This is a genomic window from Ruminococcus flavefaciens (genome assembly GCF_900108555.1).
Classification (GTDB): domain Bacteria; phylum Bacillota; class Clostridia; order Oscillospirales; family Ruminococcaceae; genus Ruminococcus; species Ruminococcus flavefaciens_P.
Genome location: NZ_FNWV01000007.1, coordinates 136,555 through 155,045 on the forward strand (window position 1 = coordinate 136,555; position 18,491 = coordinate 155,045).

The 18,491-nt window shown below is 43.4% G+C and carries 11 protein-coding genes and 1 other annotated feature; of the genes, 5 read left to right on the forward strand and 6 right to left on the reverse strand.

Annotated features, from left to right (window positions below; all coding sequences use genetic code 11):
* Positions 1–58: 58 nt before the first annotated feature.
* Complete coding sequence (locus tag BLW60_RS17030) at positions 59–4,204, reverse strand: endo-1,4-beta-xylanase (protein ID WP_074717260.1); 4,146 nt, start codon at positions 4,202–4,204, stop codon at positions 59–61.
* Positions 4,205–5,117: 913 nt separating this feature from the next.
* Here BLW60_RS17030 and BLW60_RS10875 point away from each other — a divergent pair.
* The 4 genes from BLW60_RS10875 to BLW60_RS10890 all read left to right on the forward strand — a co-directional run bounded on the left by BLW60_RS10875 (position 5,118) and on the right by BLW60_RS10890 (position 12,110).
* On the forward strand, positions 5,118–8,249 hold the full coding sequence (locus BLW60_RS10875; RefSeq protein ID WP_242872870.1) for a CotH kinase family protein: 3,132 nt from the start codon (positions 5,118–5,120) through the stop codon (positions 8,247–8,249).
* Positions 8,250–8,495: 246 nt separating this feature from the next.
* Entirely contained in the window at positions 8,496–8,870 is a 375-nt protein-coding gene (locus BLW60_RS10880; RefSeq protein ID WP_074717264.1) for a GntR family transcriptional regulator, read from the forward strand.
* Positions 8,870–9,802: an ABC transporter ATP-binding protein gene (locus BLW60_RS10885; RefSeq protein WP_074717266.1), complete on the forward strand. Its 933-nt coding sequence runs from the start codon at positions 8,870–8,872 to the stop codon at positions 9,800–9,802. Before BLW60_RS10880 ends, BLW60_RS10885 begins: the two co-directional genes overlap by 1 nt.
* The gene (locus BLW60_RS10890) at positions 9,771–12,110 is read left to right on the forward strand and encodes a hypothetical protein (RefSeq protein WP_074717268.1); all 2,340 of its coding nucleotides are present in this window, start codon (positions 9,771–9,773) and stop codon (positions 12,108–12,110) included. Before BLW60_RS10885 ends, BLW60_RS10890 begins: the two co-directional genes overlap by 32 nt.
* A gap of 71 nt (positions 12,111–12,181) precedes the next feature.
* Here BLW60_RS10890 and BLW60_RS10895 read toward each other — a convergent pair whose 3' ends face one another.
* On the reverse strand, positions 12,182–13,108 hold the full coding sequence (locus BLW60_RS10895) for a DUF4846 domain-containing protein (protein ID WP_074717270.1): 927 nt from the start codon (positions 13,106–13,108) through the stop codon (positions 12,182–12,184).
* Positions 13,109–13,277: 169 nt separating this feature from the next.
* Positions 13,278–13,523, forward strand: a binding site (T-box leader).
* A gap of 49 nt (positions 13,524–13,572) precedes the next feature.
* Here BLW60_RS10895 and BLW60_RS10900 point away from each other — a divergent pair.
* Positions 13,573–15,921: an AMP-binding protein gene (locus tag BLW60_RS10900; RefSeq protein ID WP_074717272.1), complete on the forward strand. Its 2,349-nt coding sequence runs from the start codon at positions 13,573–13,575 to the stop codon at positions 15,919–15,921.
* Positions 15,922–15,967: 46 nt separating this feature from the next.
* Here the strand turns inward: BLW60_RS10900 and BLW60_RS10905 are convergent, their stop codons facing one another.
* From BLW60_RS10905 to BLW60_RS10920, 4 genes are read right to left on the reverse strand one after another with little or no spacing between them, the layout of a single operon-like run.
* On the reverse strand, positions 15,968–16,582 hold the full coding sequence (locus BLW60_RS10905; protein ID WP_074717273.1) for a hypothetical protein: 615 nt from the start codon (positions 16,580–16,582) through the stop codon (positions 15,968–15,970).
* Positions 16,583–16,633: 51 nt separating this feature from the next.
* Positions 16,634–17,080, reverse strand: a complete 447-nt coding sequence (locus BLW60_RS10910; RefSeq protein ID WP_074717275.1) for a DUF3021 family protein — start codon at positions 17,078–17,080, stop codon at positions 16,634–16,636.
* Positions 17,080–17,529 carry a LytTR family DNA-binding domain-containing protein gene (locus BLW60_RS10915; protein ID WP_074717277.1) on the reverse strand — a complete coding sequence of 150 codons (450 nt, stop codon included), beginning with the start codon at positions 17,527–17,529 and terminating at the stop codon, positions 17,080–17,082. The genes BLW60_RS10910 and BLW60_RS10915 overlap by 1 nt, the downstream gene beginning before the upstream one ends.
* Positions 17,530–17,586: 57 nt before the next feature.
* A complete protein-coding gene (locus BLW60_RS10920; RefSeq protein ID WP_074717279.1) occupies positions 17,587–18,360 on the reverse strand; it encodes an MBL fold metallo-hydrolase in 774 nt (257 codons plus the stop codon).
* Positions 18,361–18,491 lie beyond the last annotated feature (131 nt).

Genomic DNA, 18,491 nt, shown 5'->3' on the forward strand with positions numbered 1-18,491 from the left:
CAGAAATTACTATATTTTGTAAAAACAAATGTGTATGAATGAAGTTGTCTTAGATAGATCACTGACCTTCGTGGAAGAAGTATGGGAGCGCATCGTAAACGTAATGTCTTACATAGCCCCACCAGTGAGTTTTGCCCTGAGCAACCATGAAGTAGAAGTTGCCCTTTGAGAAGTCAGATGTATATACGAACTGGCTCATCTTCTTCATTTCGTTGACCTGTGGGTTAACGTTTGGATAAGCTATATCATCTGAACCTGTTGCTGCGAAGATGAAGTATTCATTCTTTTTGAGACCTGACTTGTCGATAGCGTTAGCGATTGACTTAGCCTTATCGTATGCTGAATTTCCGCCCCAGTGATCGCCGCTGAGCGGCATGAAGTAGCCAACGATGTCGAGGCAATTCTCAAGAACAGCCCATGTTGAAACTGAACCCATTGAGAAGCCGCCGTATGCTCTGTGCATTCTTGACTTCTGGAGTGATGCCTGTGAAGTATCTCCGCCTGCATATGTTGAATATTTGCCTTCAACGAAAGGAACTACGCTCTGACGGAACTCGCTGTAGAATCTGCCTGCCTCAGTCTTGTTGAATGTAGGTGTAACAACGATAAGAGGCTCCATGTCGCCGTTCTTTATCATGTTGTCGAAGAGGTTCTGCATCATTGTGTCGTTCTGACCGAAGAGAGTATTCTCGTCCTCTCCGCCGCCGTGCATGAGGTAGAAGATATTGTACTTCTTGCTCTTGTCATAGCCGTAAGGGAGGTATACGTTAAGGTTGTTGTAACCGTTGATACCGTTGTAGCTTTCCTTTATTACCTTACCCTGCTGGCTGCACTGGTTGAAGTAGTTGCCCGGAGCTTCCTTGAACTGAACGTTTGCATTGTAGTTGAAGTTAGATGTACGCTCAGGAACTTCGCCGACTGTACCGCCGCCTGTTACAACTGAGGACTTTGTTCCCTCTGATGCAACAACAACGTTGTCAAGGTAGAAGTCCATTGTATCGCCTGAATCAGGGAGTGTTTCTATGTAGAGCACCATATCGCCTGAGTTGTCAGGAATTGTGAATGATGTGTTTTCGAGCTTTGTCCACTGACCGCTCTTAGCACTTACCTTTGCAATGCTTGTGTATACAGCTGAGTCGCCTTCGCCCTGCTGGAGTGACATCTGGATAGTTGCGTCATTGCCTGACTGCTGGAGAACAGCAGCACTGAAGCTGTATGACTGTCCTACTACGAAGTCAGAACCAAGAGTTACAGCTGCACCGTTCCACTCAGCTGATCTGCCTGAAACATAGAGAGCCTTGCCGCTGTAGTTGCTGTCTGCGCTTACTTCTACAGAAGCATCGCCTCTGCCTGACCAGCTCTGAACGCCTGAATCAAATGAATTATCGAGGTATGTCTTGTTTACTGCGGCAGCTTTTGTAGTTGTTGTAGTTGCAGCCTGAGTTGCTTGTGCCTGAGTCTGTACTGCAGCACCGCCGCCCCAGTTTTCGCCGCTTGTTGCCCAGCTCTCTGGAAGTGTCTTTACAAGACCTAAGAGATATTTCTGGATAGTAGCAGCATCGCTGTTTGTGATACCGCTGCCTGCCTGATATACGTCAGCGTTTGCAGCAGCCTTTTCAGAAAGTGCATACTTGTTAGGATTTGCAAGTGACTGCATTATCATAACTGCATCTGAAAGGTCAACATCACCGTCAACGTTTGCGTCGCCCCACTTGCTTACCTTAGCTTCGAGAGCAGCCTTAAGATCCTGTGTAACGATAGGAGCTGTTGTAGTAGTTGTGGTGGTAGTTGTAGTAGTTGTGGTGGTGGTTGTTGTTGTTGTCTGCTGAGTAGCATACTTGTCCATGATCTTGATGATATCGTTGTAGAATGACTTAGGCTGATAGTTGCTGAATGGAAGCGGTGAACCGCCGTTCTCACGGTATCTCCAGCTTCTCTCATCAGTTGTGCCCCAGAGAGTTACGCAGGAAATGTTCTTAGCGTGCTTGCATATTACCTCGAAGATCTCGGGGTAGAGCTTGTTGTTTGTACCGGTGCTGTTAGTGATATCGAGCTCTGTTATCTGAACGTCAAGGCCGAGACTCTCAAACTTCTTGATAGCTGTCTCGTACTCACTTGCGGAAGGATATTTTGAGTCAAGGTGTGACTGCATACCGATACCGTCGATGTAGTCGCCCTCTGCCATTACCTTCTTAGCCATGTTGTACAGGTCATTGGTCTTTGCAGTCATGTACTCGTTATAGTCGTTGAGATAGAGCTTTGTTGTCTTAGGAGCATACTGTCTTGCATATTTGAATGCATTGATAACGAAGCTGTCGTTACCGTATACTCTTACCCAGTTTGAATTATAGGAAGGTCTCATTCCGCCGCCGTCGTTAACGAAGAGCTCGTTACAAACATCGTAGGAATGGAGCTTGAGGTTAGGATAATTCTGCTTGATAGCAGCAAATGTATTCTTTATCATGCTCTCGAGACGCTTGTTCATTCTGTCAGGTGATACGTCTCTGCCGTTTTCCTGGAACAGTGAACCCGGAGTCTGGCTATACCATACGAAGGTATGACCGCGAACGCCGATTCCGTTCTGCTCAGCGAACTTGAGGATAGGATCAGCACTTCTTAGGCTGATATTTACGTTATCACCGTTTACGCCTGCAACGATAGAATCAGGCTTCATTTCGTTCTCACAAGTGATAGAATTGTAATTCTGCTTGATGAAATTCTGTCCCTGTGATGTATTTATTTCGTTTGCACTTACGGAAGTACCGAGTCTGAATAACGGACCTGCGTGATCCTTAAATCCGTCTCCGCCCTTCTTGTAGGTATAATCCATGTTCTGGTGTGCAGCAACGCCTATTCCATGTGTAATTGGGTTCTCATCAATATATGGCGGATTAAAAGTGCCTTCGCCTACCTTGCCGCCGCCTGTCTTTACAGATGACTCCTTGCCTGACTTTGATGCCTGAACCGCGTCAATATAGAAATCGCAAAGGTCGCCCGAGCTTTCGGGAGTCTCGATATAAAGTACCAGATCGCCTGAATTATCAGGGATAGTGAACTTTGTATTTTCAAGCTTTGTCCACTCACCGCTCTTAGCGTCAGCTGTAGCGATCTGTGTATAAGCAGCACCATTGCCGTCGCCCTGCTGGAGTGACATCTGCATTGTTACCGTGCTGCCTGACTTCTGAAGAACAGCAGCACTGAAGCTGTATGTCTGACCGGGTACGAATGCACCTGAGTCAAGCGGAATTGCACAGCCGTTCCACTCGTTTGATCTGTCGGATACATAAAGGGACTTGCTGCCGTCATAGTAGTTCTCAGAATCGACTGAAACTGACGCGTCGCCTCTGCCTGACCAGTCGCCCTTGCCGCTTTCGAATGTGCTTGTGAAGTAGTTGCCGTTTGCATCAGGCTCTACTGTAGGTGTTGCAGGAGTTGTTGTTTCTGTTACTTCACCGTCGAGACCGTTCTCGTAAACTCTTACGCTCTTTACGTTAGCCTGACCGTTTGATCTGTAGCCTTCGATATTAAGTGAAACTTCATAAAGTGTACCCGACATATCAAGACCCTTCTGGCTCCATGCGTCGAAGTGCTTGCCTACGTGGATAGTACCCTTCATGTAGTTTGTCTGATTGTTAGCCGAGCCGCTTCTTTGACGTATGCTCCAGTACTGTGGGAAAGTAGCAGTACCGTCAAGTGATGGCTGGTTGTAACGCATTGTCTTTGCAATGTCGTATGTATTTCCGTCAAGAGTTACTGTACCCTTGTTTTCAGCACCGTTTCCGGGTGGTCTCCAGTCGCCCCAGCCTTCAACGATATAATATTCCATAAGAGGATTTCTTGTCCAGCCATATACACACATATACGAGTTTCCTCTTGGTGTGTACTCAACATCATAAGTAAGTGTGATGTCCTTGCCTATGCTCTTATAGTTCTTCTTCTGGCTGTCATAGTTCTTGCCCATACGTGCAAGAAAGTTTTCAATGTTGCTCCATGAGCAGGTGAAAGAACCTGCACCGGGATTCATTGATGCCTGACCCTGTCCGTTCTGATTCCACATTTCATAGTCGTATCCGCCGATATTGCCTCTTGTCTGCTGGTCAGCAGCATTTGCTACTATAGCAGTAGGGACTACAGGGATACTCGAAGCAACCATCAGTGCAGTAATGCCTGCGCTGACAAATCTTTTGAAGCTGCTCTTTTTCATGTCAATCAAACCTCACTTTCGTTTCGTAATAAATGATATCCTTTACAATTAAAGAAAATCGCAAAAGCTTGTGTGACTTTTGCGGCGTTTCTTTATAATCATTTTATTACATTTTTATGAACGGTTCAAGTCAAAATTTGCTCATTATACCTAATTCGCCGAATTCAAGCCATTGATGCTCATTTTTAATTGCTTTTTTACTACTTCTTTAGTTGATTTCACAATTTAAGGTTGTAATTTTTTTATTTTTTATACTATCAGTAGGCTGATTTTTAGCACAATAGTGATATTTTTCGTTTTCGCTAACCAAAAATTAGTATATTATTGCGGTCGTTTAATTTACAAAAGGAATATTTATTTTAAAAAAATACTCTGCGAAAAGACAAAATTGTTGGTTTTGCACTTTATTGTACTGATTATCTGCTCATTTTTATACTATATGCTGTTGGCAGTGGCTAACTATGCTTTAATTATATAACATAAAGTCAAAAAGCAGGAAAAAGCCAAAATATGATATTTTTTTAATGGTGATGCACCGTGTGATATGACATAATATTTTTGAATTAATGTAAATTGTTTTATTTTACTTCACTCAATAGATTGTATAAAATGAGCAGAATATTACATTTTGCAATATTAATATAAAAATTCATTTAATTATTAGCTTTTTTATGCAATTAATACACAGTGACAATAAAATGGACTTTTTCACCCTGATTTTTTTACTTAAATCAGATATAAAAATCCTGTACAAGGCTTGAAATAGCCTTATGCATATGCTATAATATTTACGTTGCTATTTTTTAGAAATATATTTGACAAATGACGCAAAAATCATATAATTATTTTTATAACACTGAAATTATTTGATAGCAGCAAACGAGGATAATTTTATCAGATGAGGTGGAGAAAATTGAAAACCAGAATGAAAAGCCGTAGTATCGCGGGGATACTATGTCTTGGTATGCTGCTGCGATCAGCTTCATACCTTCCTGCAAATGCCGATGCAAACGCACAGGTGACATTCAATGAAGTTTGCTCGAAAAACACGGTCTATCATGCAGCAGACGGGGGCTGTTATGACTGGATCGAGCTGTACAACAACAGCAAGACAGAAGCCGATATTTCGGGCTGGGGACTTACCGACAAAGAGGATCAGCCCTTTAAGTATGTATTCCCCAGCGGTACACGTATAGGTGCTGAGGGAAGGCTTGTTGTTTTCTGTGACAGCGATGCGGCGGCAAACAATAAAAGTATCGCTCCGTTCGGTATTTCGGCTTCGGGCGAGACGCTTTTACTGTCAGACGCAAACGGAAATACGGTCAATACACTTACCGTCGGCTCTCTTGCGGAGGATACATCTTTCGGTCAGTATCCCGAGGGAAGCGGAGAGTATTACGTACTCAGCTGTACTCCCGATAAGAAAAACACAGAACCCGAGGGCACTAACGCTGTTCATGCTCCTACTTTCTCGCATGAGAGCGGCTTCTATGACAGCGAATTCAAGCTCACACTGACTGCCGATGAGGGCTGTGATATATACTACACAACAGACGGCAGCGATCCTGTATACGGCTCGAAGAAGTACACCGAGCCCCTTACTATCAAGGATATGACTGATACCGAGAACCGTCTCAGCGCACGTACAGATATAGTTCCCGACGGAGCAGAAGCTCCTCGCGGAAATGTTGATAAGGCAGCTATAATAAGAGCTGTTGCGGTGGACGGCGAGGGACGCCCCAGCGAATATATTACAAAGGTATTCATGGTAGGCAAGACCGCTTCTGGATACTATAAAAACATGAAGGTAGTATCTCTTGTTACCGATCATGCAAATCTTTTCGACCGCGACAAGGGCATTTACTGTCTCGGCAAGGTCTACGACGAGAATAAGCATGGCACTGAGGGCAAGTGGCCGTGGGAGATAAAAGCCAACTATTCCATGAAGGGCAAGGATTGGGAGCGTCCTGCGGTATTTACCATGTTCGACAACGGCGAAAAGGTCATCGAGCAGAACGTAGGTATCCGCATAAAGGGTGCGTACTCAAGATGCCTTGCACAGAAGAGCTTTAATGTTTACACACGCGAGAAATACGGAAAAGACGAGTTTGAATACGACTTCTTCTCGGGAAAGGCTACAAAGGCTAAGAACGGAAAGGCTATCAAGAAATATGACGGCTTGGTTCTCCGTAACGGCGGAAATGACAATACGGGAGCTTTCTTCCGCGACAGCATAAATCAGAGCCTTGTATCAGACAGAGCTTGTGCAACTCAGGCTACTTCGGAGTGCATCGTATTTATCGACGGTGAATTCTGGGGCATATATCAGGTAATGGAAAAGCTGGGCAAGAGTTATATAAGCGATCATTACGGCATTAAAAAAAGCGACGTTGCAATGATAAAGAACAACGGACTTGAAGAGGGAAGCGACAGCGACCTTAACGACTGGCGCAGAGCCTGTGACGGTATTTCCAACGGAAGTATGTCATATGACGAATTTTGCAGCAAGTTTGATATACAGTCATTTATGGACTATTTTGCAGCACAGATATACTGGTGCAATGCAGACTGGCCGCAGAACAACTACATGGCATGGCGTTCAAACGCTGTAGATGCCGAAAATCCATATGCTGACGGCAAGTGGAGAATGGTGATCTTTGATACCGAATCAGGTCAGGGACTCTACGGCACAGAGGATAAGGTATACTCTGCCGACTGTTTCAGACGTATACGCGAAAGCAATTGTCAGCTTGCAAGAGTGTTCAACAGCCTTATGAACAATGAACAGTTCAGACTGAAGTTTTCAAGAACTATGATGGACCTTGCAAACTATAACTTTACTCCCGACAGGACAAGAAAAGTTATAGAAAGCTACAAGAATACATTCAGACAGCAGGTAGTTGATACATATTCACGCTTCCATTCGGGAAGCTTATCGGGCTCAAACGCTGAAAGACGCTTTGAGGGCGACATGAATACCGTTACTGAATTCTATGCTCAGCGTTATTCACACGCAGAGCGCACACTTCGCTCTGCTGCAAAGCTTTCTTCCGAACCTCGCAAGCTCACTGTTGTGAACTCTGCCGACAACGGAAGTATAAAGCTCAATACCCTTGAGCTGGGAAAGATAAACAGCTGGAGCGGCAAATATCATACAGATTATGATATCTATATAAAGGCTGTACCCGTTGATGGCAAGACTTTTTCTCACTGGAAGGTTAACGGTGCAAAGATAACCAACGGTGACACAACTACAGCTTCTATCAAGGTAAGACTTGAAGGCGATGCAACTGTTGAAGCAGTTTATGCAGGCTCGGGAAATGAACAGTCTAAGACAACTACGACTACTACTGTAAAAACTTCAACAACTACCACAACTTCCACATCAAAAACTACTTCCAAGACAACGACCAAGACCACATCAAGCACACCGACTGTTACTACATCTTCCTTTAAGCCGGGAATAGTTTCTCTCGGCAAGGTAGTACAGGCTGAGAAGTACGATATCAAGTCAGGTATAGATACCGAAAACTGCTCTGAGGGCGGTCTTGACGTAGCATATGCTGAGAATAATGACTATATCGGCTTCAAGAGCGTTGACCTTACAGGCGTTAAGAATATTGATTTCCGTATCGGTTCAAACGGTGCAAGAGCACAGCTTGAGATACGCGTTGATGATCCTAATGGCAATGTTATAGGCAGAATGGATATCAAGAGCTCAGGCGGCTGGCAGACCTGGAACACACAGGCTTGCTCGATACAGGAGACCAACGGCAAGCATGATATCTACTTCAAGTTTGTTGGGGGTGACGGTTATCTCTACAATATCAACTGGTGGAGAACAGACAAGCGTGATGAGAATTACGCTCTCGGCGACCTTAACGGAGACGGAACAGTTGATATATACGACCTTTGCAGCATGAAGAAAGCAATTGTAAACGGTGATGTAAAGAACTTCAGTGCGGCAGACATGAACGGCGATGACGTTATCAACGAGACCGATCTTGAACTGCTCAGAAATTTCATCAAGGGCGACTGCAAGTAATACGTCCTCAATAAATGCCGTAAGGCAATATTATATAAGCTTGCTTCTGAATAAAATATAGTAAGCCAAACACCTGTCTTTAGCAGTTATCTGCTTTAGGCAGGTGTTTGGTTTATAGGGGTATTTTTTTGAACTTATGAAAATTTTTTGAAAAAGCTATTGACAAGCGAGAGATAAGGTGGTAATATATAGGTGTAATAACTGTACTATTTGACATAGTACACACGATACAGAAAGGAGATGCCTATGTTTTCTGTTGACCTGACAAGCAGGACACCCATATATGAGCAGATATATCAGAAGATAGTCGGGCTTATTCTCAGCGGTGTGCTAACCGAGAACGAACAGCTGCCCAGTGTAAGAAGTCTTGCAAAATCCACAGGTGTTAATCCTAATACAGTTGCCAAAGCTTATCAGGAGCTTGAACGAAACGGAGTTATATACTCTGTCCCGGGAAGAGGAAGCTTCATATCCGCACAGAATTTTGATGAATTCCGCAAAAAAGCGTTGACGGATTTTGATAATGCAGTGAACGAAGCTTTCGATAAGGGAATATCTCCTGAGGATCTGAAAGTAAGGATAGAAACACTATATATTTCTTACGGAAAGGAGCAAGAATAATGATAGAACTAAAAAATACAGTAAAAAAATTCGACGGCTTTACAGCTCTTGATGAAGTTGACCTGCGCATCGAAAAGGGAACTGCCTTTGGTCTGCTCGGCTCTAACGGTGCAGGAAAATCCACTATACTACGTCTTGTTTCGGGTATTTATTCCGCGGATTCGGGAGAGGTGCTCGTTGACGGAGAAAGCGTTTACGATAATGCAGATGCAAAGCAGAAGATATTTTTCATAAATGACGAGACCGTTCAGTTCGGAAGCTTTACACTTAAAAAGCTGAAAAACTATTATAAGGTTTTCTACCCGTCTTTTTCGGAGGAGATCTTTGAGTCGCTGAGAAAAAAGACAGGACTCCCCCTCGACAAGAAGATAAACACCTTTTCAAAGGGCATGAAGCGTCAGGCGATAGTGATAATCGGTCTTGCCTGCCGTACTGATTATCTGCTTCTTGATGAGGCGTTCGATGGACTTGATCCTACTATGCGTATCATAGTCAAGAAAATGCTTGTTGACGCTATGCTTGACCGTCAGCTGACGACAATAATCTCTTCTCATAACCTCAAAGAGATAAACGAGGTATGCGACACAGCTGCACTTCTTCACAATGGAAAGATAGTATTCTCCCGTGATATAGATGATATAAAGGGCAGCATACATAAGATACAGGTGGTATTCAACAAGAACGAAGACGGCTCTGTGGTCAATTATACCGAGGAGGATTTTGTCCAGGAGGATATAGAGATACTCCACTATGAGCAGAGCCAGAGTATATGCTTCATAATCGCAAAGGGCGACATTGATGCTATAAAGGCATCTCTGCTTTCAAAGCACCCGATGCTCACAGAGGTCATACCGCTCACACTTGAAGAAATATTTATCTACGAACTGGAGGTGCTCGGCTATGACAGCAGCGACAACAACGAAAGCGAATAAAAAGAAGGGAATGTTCTCTCTGCGCTTCAAAAGCAAGTTCTCTGAGGATATGAAGCTGTTCATTACAAATCTTGTATTTCAGCTGTTATGTCTCCCCGTTGTTGTGGGAGTCTTTCTGAGAGAGATGTATATCGAAAACAATAAGATCGTCGGTGATGATTCGGTATTAGGGCTGTTCATAATGATAGCCGCTATCGCATTGTGCCTGAGTATCGCAATGGGTATCGTGATACCCATGATGAATTTCCGATACCTGTATAACAAATCCCTTGTTGACATGAACTATTCACTTCCACTAAATAATCGTCAGCGTTTCTTTGCGGATTTCTTTGCAGGACTTGCAACATATATGCTTCCTGTATGCATTGGAGTTATCATAGCAGGAGCAGAGCTGCTCATAGGCTCCTGTTTCATAGAGATAAAAGAACTGTCAGAACTCATCTGCACTGCAATTCAGCTGGGTTCGATCGTGGCCGCAGGAATGCTGATCCTTTATACCCTGTCGGTATTCGCAATAACCTTTGCAGGCAGTACATTTGAAGCGATTTTCAGCATCGCAGCCGTAAATATAATGATACCCACATTTATATACTTTACATGGATGAATATTGTAAATGCGGCACATTTTGGACTCAACGGCAATTCTATCACAAGAAACTATACTTTCTTCACAACAAGTCCCATAGGCGTTTTTGGGTATATAATGTATGCTGATGACAAGGGGATCTTTGTCGGAAGAGGTGACAGTTCTTCGTTTACCGATACACTGGTAAATTCCATGTACCTGAATTTTATGGTAAGAATACTGCTGTTCATGGCTGTGCTTGTTGCAGTGACATTTCTTTTGTATAAGCACCGCAAGGCAGAGGACGTTTCAAAGCCCTATGTTTACAAGGCATTCTATTATATTATTATGTCTGTTGGAGTTTACTGCGTTTTCTCAATGATAAATATGATGAACATTTCAGGCGGATCTATTGCAGCTATTATCATAAGCGGCATACTCTGGTTCGTTATGGAAGTCATCAGAAGAAGAGGCTTCAAACGCTTCTGGACTGCTGTTGTAAGCTTTGCAGCAGCAAGTGCGGCAGTTATGTGCATTATCAAGGTGATCGACCTGACAGACGGACTGGGCAGAGCAAAGGTGATACCTTCGGAATCATCTGTCACTGATGTAGAGATAGATATATGGGGAGACAGCGACGCATTAAGAGAAAACAGGACATTCCACGACAAAAAGCTGATAAAAGATGTGATGAAGCTCAATAAGGAGCTTGTTGACCGCCATTTTGATCCCGATAAGTATGAGTATGAAATGTCTGGGCTTAACGTATCAAACTATTGGGAAGATGTAGCAGCAGCGTCCACTATCGGCAATTCAAAGGATCCCATGTACCGTTTTGACGAGATCACAATAAGAATGACATATTATACCAGAAGCGGCTCATCAATTATCAGACAGTACACTATCCCGTCGGAGATGCTCACGGAATTATACTGTGATATGTATACAAGTGAAGAGTACGCCAAGCAGGTATCGGGAGAGATATTCCGCAATAGTCTGAGAACTGACAAAAAAGAAAACGATTATGATGTTAAGTTAGAAGATGCAGGATATTGCATATTCAATCTCAGAGACAAGCTTGGAGCTTCAACGTCCAGATGGTTCTCAGTAGAAGAGGGCAGGGAGCTCACTGAGGCTCTGCGTAAGGATATGGCTTCGATGAGCGTTGAGGAACTTAAAAATTCTGAGTTCTATTGCGAGCTTGAAGGACAGACTATCAATTCTGCCTGCGTAAATACTGTTAAGTTCTTTGAAGATCATAATGTCAAATACAAAAAGACTTCTGAGGAACTGGCAGAAGAAATAGATACTTATTCCAATTATCTCATGATAACAAGAAATATCGAGTATGTTTTCCCTATAGTGCTGATAAAAGGTGCGAACTATGAGAATTATTATGATCTGTACACGGACAATGATGCCAATTACGTAAAAAACTATTTAGGAAAGTATTATAAGCTTGACTCCATACTCAGTCTTAACACCAGAAGGCGATCAGGCAGTATGGGGTATAACGATAAGCATATTGAGATAGAGGATAAAAAAGCCATCGAAGCACTCTTTGATATAGCAGTTCCTGTAATTACAGGTGAAAAGGTACTGGCAGAGATCGGCTACAACGATGTTGCACTTTATATCAAGGACGAACCTGGCAATAGCGAGATAATCGAAAATGCAATAAACGCCATGAAGATATACACTAACAGCGGCGAGTATTCTTCAGATTATATCGAGTTCAGATAACCTCGATCTTCTTAAAAAAATATGAAAGAAGCCCCTTTTAAAGGGGCTTCTTTCAGTAAATGCTAATATTATTAAAATCCGTCTTTCCAGCGGCGTATCTCGTCTTTGCTGAACGGAAATGCCCCTGTTACAAATAGATCCTTTTTCAGATATTCCTGCGTAAACCATGGAGTCTCCTCTCTGCCCTCTGTCCTTGTCAGTATATGGAAGCATACGGCAGGGATAAAACTCTCTCCTATGAGATAGCATTTTTCACCTTTCTCATTTACCGCTTCATCGACTATCAGGACGACATGAGTATCATCGCATATGATATCTCCGACACGGATATCATCGGGTGATATCACTTCAGATTCTTTTTGCAGAGAGAGCGTACCTGCATAATTCATTACCTCCTTGAGGTAGTTTCTGTACTGCTGTTCGCTGTTGTCGGGAAGTGCAGCAGGTATCTCACAGGAGAAATCGCCGAGGACAAACATTCTCTTTCCTTTGCGCCAGCGGTTATAATCGCAGACATCACCGTTTGAAAACTGAAATGATATCTTGTCATACTGCTTGTTCTCATAAAAATAATCGCTGTAAAGTCTTATTACACTGTCAGCGCACTGCTGATATCCTTCATCGCCAAGACTTATATCAAATATAGCGGCAACGTATGAGTAATCCATTGTCGTTCCGTCGTATACCGGGAGTTTAGTATTGTCGGGGAGAAGCGGATATTTACGCAGATACTCGGTGAAACTTCCTTCCTTTGCAGGAACACGTTCATAGCCCTCAGGCGGAAGAATCCTTGTTTCAAGCGTCGTACCCGAAGGTTCGATACACTGTATATCGGAGATCCTGTTTGCAGGCTCTATGGTGAGCTTTGCAGCCTTCCATTTAGGATTTACACGGATATAAACAGCAACAAGCAATGCTGCAATAACGATCAGGAAAAAAACAATACGAAAACGTTTTCTGCCTTTTGTTTTTTCAGAAATTACTTTATCATTTCCCATAATTATCTCCTTATCATTTTCTCTGCATGACTGTTGAACAGCAGAGATATATTTTTTGCTCTTTATAAAATATACCATAATCAAGCCTGTAAAACAAGCTTTTCGGATAATATTCAAAAAAATTTCAAAAGATGTCTTGACAAATGAGATTTTATGTGATATAATCCAAACATAAGCTATGAGGAAGACAAGCAAAGTATTGCCAATGTCTACAGAGAGCCGACGGGTGGTGCGAGTCGGTGATAAGCAGTGCTGTGTATCCCTTCTGAGCCGGAATGCTGAAAGTTCTCCAGTAAGCGTTCCCGTGAGTCTGCGTCAATGAATAGGGCTTGTCAGAGCCTGAAGTGGTGTTACGCAATAGCGGCACAATTTGAGTGGTACCGCGGGTAGTCAAGTATTGATACTCGTCTCAAAGAAAATCTTTGAGACGAGTTTTTTATTTTATTAAAAAAGGAGCGATTATTATGAGCGAAACGACAAACTTGCAGAATGCAGAAATAAGGATCAAGGAGGTCGCTGAACGTATTTCACACCTGCGTGAAGACCTCGGTATTTCCGTTGAGGAAATGGCAGAAATAACTGATTACTCCGTAGAAGAATACAAAAAGCTTGAGTCGGGCGAACAGGACTTCAGCTTTACTTTCATATATAAATGCGCAAATAAATTCAATGTCGAGATCACAGATCTCATGGAGGGCAGCAGCCCTGAGCTCAGCGGCTACACCGTTACAAGAAAGGGCGAGGGAGTACCGATCGTCCGCAGAAAGGGCTTTGCATACAACCGCCTTGCTTCAAAGTTCAAGAACAAGACTGTCGAGCCTTTCCATGTAGTTATCCCTTTTTCAGAAGAAGCACTTTCCGAACCTCTCCACATGGCAAGCCATGCAGGTCAGGAAATGGATATAGTTCTCAAGGGCACACTTCGTATGACAGTTGGTTCACATACCGAGATACTCCATGAGGGAGACTGTATCTATTACGACAGCTCTATGCCACATGATGAAGTTGCTCTCGGCGGCGAGGATTGCGAGATCTATGCATTTGTAATGGCTCCTCACGGCACAACAGGTATGACTGAATACCGCGAGCACGTTGCCGAACATCACCTTACAAATGTTGACAAAGCAGGTCTGCTTCACCCTGTTGCTGAGAAATTCGTCAAGTGCGAGACCAATGAGGACGGCATACTCAGCGCAGTTAATTTTGAAAATCAGGATAAGTTCAACTTTGCATACGATATCGTTGATGCAATGGCTGAGAAATGTCCTGACAAGACAGCATTGATCTACGTTGATGTTAATCACAACGAGCGCAAATTCACATTCAAGGACATCAAGAAATACTCCTGTCAGACAGCTAACTACTTCAAATCACTGGGTATCAAGAAGGGCGACCGCGTAATGCTCGTATTAAAGCGTCATTACCAGTTCTGGTTCTCAATAATCGCACTTCACCGCATAGGTGCTCTTGTTATCCCTGCATCGAATATGCTCAAGGAGCACGATTTTGAGTATCGTTTCAATTCAGCAGAGGTATCCGCTATCGTCTGCTCGGCTGACGGCGATATCACAAGCGAAGTCGATAAAGCCTGTGCTGTTTCTCCAACACTCAAAACCAAGATCATCGTTAACGGTCAGCGTGAGGGCTGGCATGATTTCAACGCAGAGCTTTCTGCATACAGCACACACTTTGAGCGCACTGCGGAGACTCCTTGCGGTACAGATCCTATGCTCATCTTCTTCAGCTCAGGTACATCGGGCAATCCTAAGCTGGTCCTTCACAGCTATCAGTACCCCCTCGGTCACTATGTAACTGCACGTTACTGGCAGAATGCCGATCCTAACGGTCTGCACTTCACTATCTCTGATACAGGCTGGGGCAAGGCACTCTGGGGCAAGCTCTACGGTCAGTGGATGTGCGAGGCTGCTGTATTCGTTTACGACTTTGATCGTTTCCACGCAGACGATATCCTTCCTATGTTCAAGAAGTACAATGTAACTTCATTCTGCGCACCTCCTACAATGTACCGTTTCTTCATCAAGGAGGACCTTTCCAAATACGATCTTTCATCACTTAAATATGCTTGTATCGCAGGTGAAGCTCTCAACCCTGAAGTGTTCCACCAGTTCTACAAGGCAACAGGCATCAAGCTCATGGAGGGCTTCGGTCAGACCGAGACAACTCTTACGATCGCAAACGTTGTTGGTATGGAGCCAAAGCCCGGAAGCATGGGCAAGCCTAATCCGCAGTACGATGTACAGGTGCTTCTCCCTGACGGCACTCCTGCCGGCGTAGGTGAAACAGGCGAGATCTGTGTAAAACTCAAGGACGCAAATGCTAAAGGCTACGGCGTTCCGGGACTTGCACTGTGCTACTACGGCGACGAGGAAAATACAGCCGAGACATGGCGTGAGGGCTACTATCATACAGGCGATACTGCATGGGTAGACGAGGACGGCTACTTCTGGTATGTCGGACGTGTTGATGATGTTATCAAGTCATCTGGCTACCGTATCGGACCATTCGAGATCGAGAGCGTTCTCATGGAGCTCCCGTATGTGCTTGAATGCGCAGTAACAGGCGTTCCGGACGAGATACGCGGACAGGTAGTAAAGGCAACTATCGTCCTGACTAAGGGCACCACAGGTTCTGAGGAGCTTGTCAAGGATATAAAGGAGTACGTCAAGAGCCGTACCGCACCTTATAAGTACCCTCGTGTTATCGAATTCGTTGAAGAATTGCCTAAGACAGTGGGCAGCGGAAAGATCCGCCGTGCTGCTATCCGTGAAATGGATAAGGCTAAATATCAGTAAGAATAAAGAAGCCCCTTTTCAAAAGGGGCTTTTTATGTTGCGTTATCTAATTTATGTCATATTTCAGTGCGTTTTCGCCTGTGTTATAATATTTATGCCATGCAGAGCGGTAGCACAGATATGCCTGATACAGTTTAACGTCTCCGTCAGGATCAATTTCGGGATCAGTTATCCAGAGGTTGCGTTTCCACTTATAGTTTGTGGCAGCATCGTTGAGTCTGAACACCTTGCCTGAGAGCAGATAAAATATGATCTGTGAACGGATTATCGGAGCAGTCGGATAGTTTGCATCAGCACATTGAGTAAGTATTGAATACGGATTATTCTTTTCTTCCGTTCTGTCGTAATAATGCCTGTATTTGGCATCAGCAATATCATCAAAGCGGATATTCCTGCGCCTTAGAAACATTCGTACTTTGATATGATCGCTTTCGATGATTATTTTTGCACCGAATATTTTCTCGGCTATATACAATAATATGGAAATTATCTCCACTGCGCCGCAAAGGATAAGTATTCCTAAGAATATCTTTGCAGGCAGCTCGTCAAATACCGTAAATCCGAAAAACACAAACAGTAAAAATACAGCAGCGGCAACTCCCCAAGGGATAATGATACCGTACAGGAAAGCTCTTGTTTCGTGTCTGATCTTAAATTTCATTTCAGTCACCTCAGCATAAAATATATCGAGCTGATCGGCGCATGATAAATATCATGCGTTTTCTTTTTTGTCCTGTTCTTCCTTTGAATAACGGTTTTTAAGCTGCTGATTCATCCACGCCGTATGTTTTCTTGCAACAAGATAGTGAACGCAGCAGGTAAAGAAGTATATAAACACAACTGCGATAAAAGTCAGGAATACAGACAGTGGAGTTATCCTGCACCAACCGAACATTTTCAGCAGCATCACTGTAATGAAGAATATCAGCAGGAAATGAATGACCCACAGTACCACCGAGACCTTGACACTTTTGGGATCAAAGCAAAGAAGTATGGCTGTTGGCAGAGCTGTGATAAAACCGCTGAAAAGTATCTGCCAGAGTATGACGTTTTCCATTTGCTGTCCCGAAAATGTCAGATATACAGCCGCAGCTATTATAACAGCTGTAGTTATGTCCACAAAATAATGTAATAATGAGATAAAAAATTCCTTTATCATCATTCAACCTCCTCAATACCGAGCTTTGCCTTCAGACTATGTACATATTGCCTTGAGATAAGGACTTTCTCACCGTTTTTCAGATGTGCTTCAAGCTTTCCGCTGAAAAGGGGAGAAAGAAATTCTATCTTTTCCATATTTACTATCATGGACTTTGAACAGCGCACGAAATCCAGCGGCTTGAAAAGTTCCTCAAGCTCATAAAGCTTATATTTTACCTCGTAGACATCTGAACGGCAATATGCAAAAACTCGGTTCTCATTGGATTCAAAATAGTACACGTCCTGATAGTTCAGACGTGCTATCTTGTCATTCAGATATCCTGTGAGTTCTGTATTGACAGTCTTGAAAGAAAGCAGCATGGAAATAAGACGCTGATCGGGTGACGCGCACCTTACAATAACAACGTCTTCTTCGTCCGGCTGAGGGGATTCGATTATAATTCTCATGATCGGCCTCCGCTTTATTAGTATTTATAGTGTTGGGACAGTATTGCAAAATATCCGTCAGATCTCCAGTGAGCCTCCGTGCGGCAGCTTATAGACTTTCGCACGTTTTTTCATGTGCTCCTCAAAATCTGATGTATCAATTTCAGAACTGAACGGTGGGAAAGTGTCGTCAAAATGTGTCAGCAGAACGACTTTCGGAGCAAGCTTGCCGCAGATATTCGATGCAAGCTCACATATATTCTTTGCGCCCTGATACGGGAAAAATGCGAGATCGACACCTTTCGGGTAATCTATATCATCTGCAAGAGCAAGGCTGCCGAGTATAAGGATACGCTTGCCGTAAACTTCCACAACATAGCACAGCGTCTCCTTTTTTTCAAGGCAGGAGGTTATCTTTTTCAGCTTTCCCGTAATGCCTTTCAGGTTATATATGACGCGCCTGCTGCATACAGCTTTCAGAATATCCCACGCATTTAACCTGATATGTTTCCCTTTGTATGCAGTAATGTGAAAATCACCCACGCTAAAGGAAGAGCCTGCTGTTATAAGTTTAAGATTTCTTTTTTTTACGCCCTTTTTGCAAAGGGTATGGTACGGTGCTTTGGTGCAGTACACAACGGTATCTTTTTTTACGATATCCCTGATACTGCTGATATGGTCAAAGTGTCCGTGTGAAATAAGGATATGGCTGCAATCGTCATAGGCATTTGCAGCTAACTTTATCCTGCTGTCGGGAAACGGAAAAAACGGATCTATCAGGAGCTGTGAGCTGCCCGCAGTAATTCTTACGGAAGCTGTACCGTACCATGTGATATTGATCTTTTCATTCATAAGCAAGCTCCTTTGCTGTATCGTTGATATGATTTTATCATAAAAAATGGCAAAATTCAATCATTCACACAGCTTATTTCAAACCATATATATGATAACACATATCAAAAGCAGCTGTCAATGCAACTTAC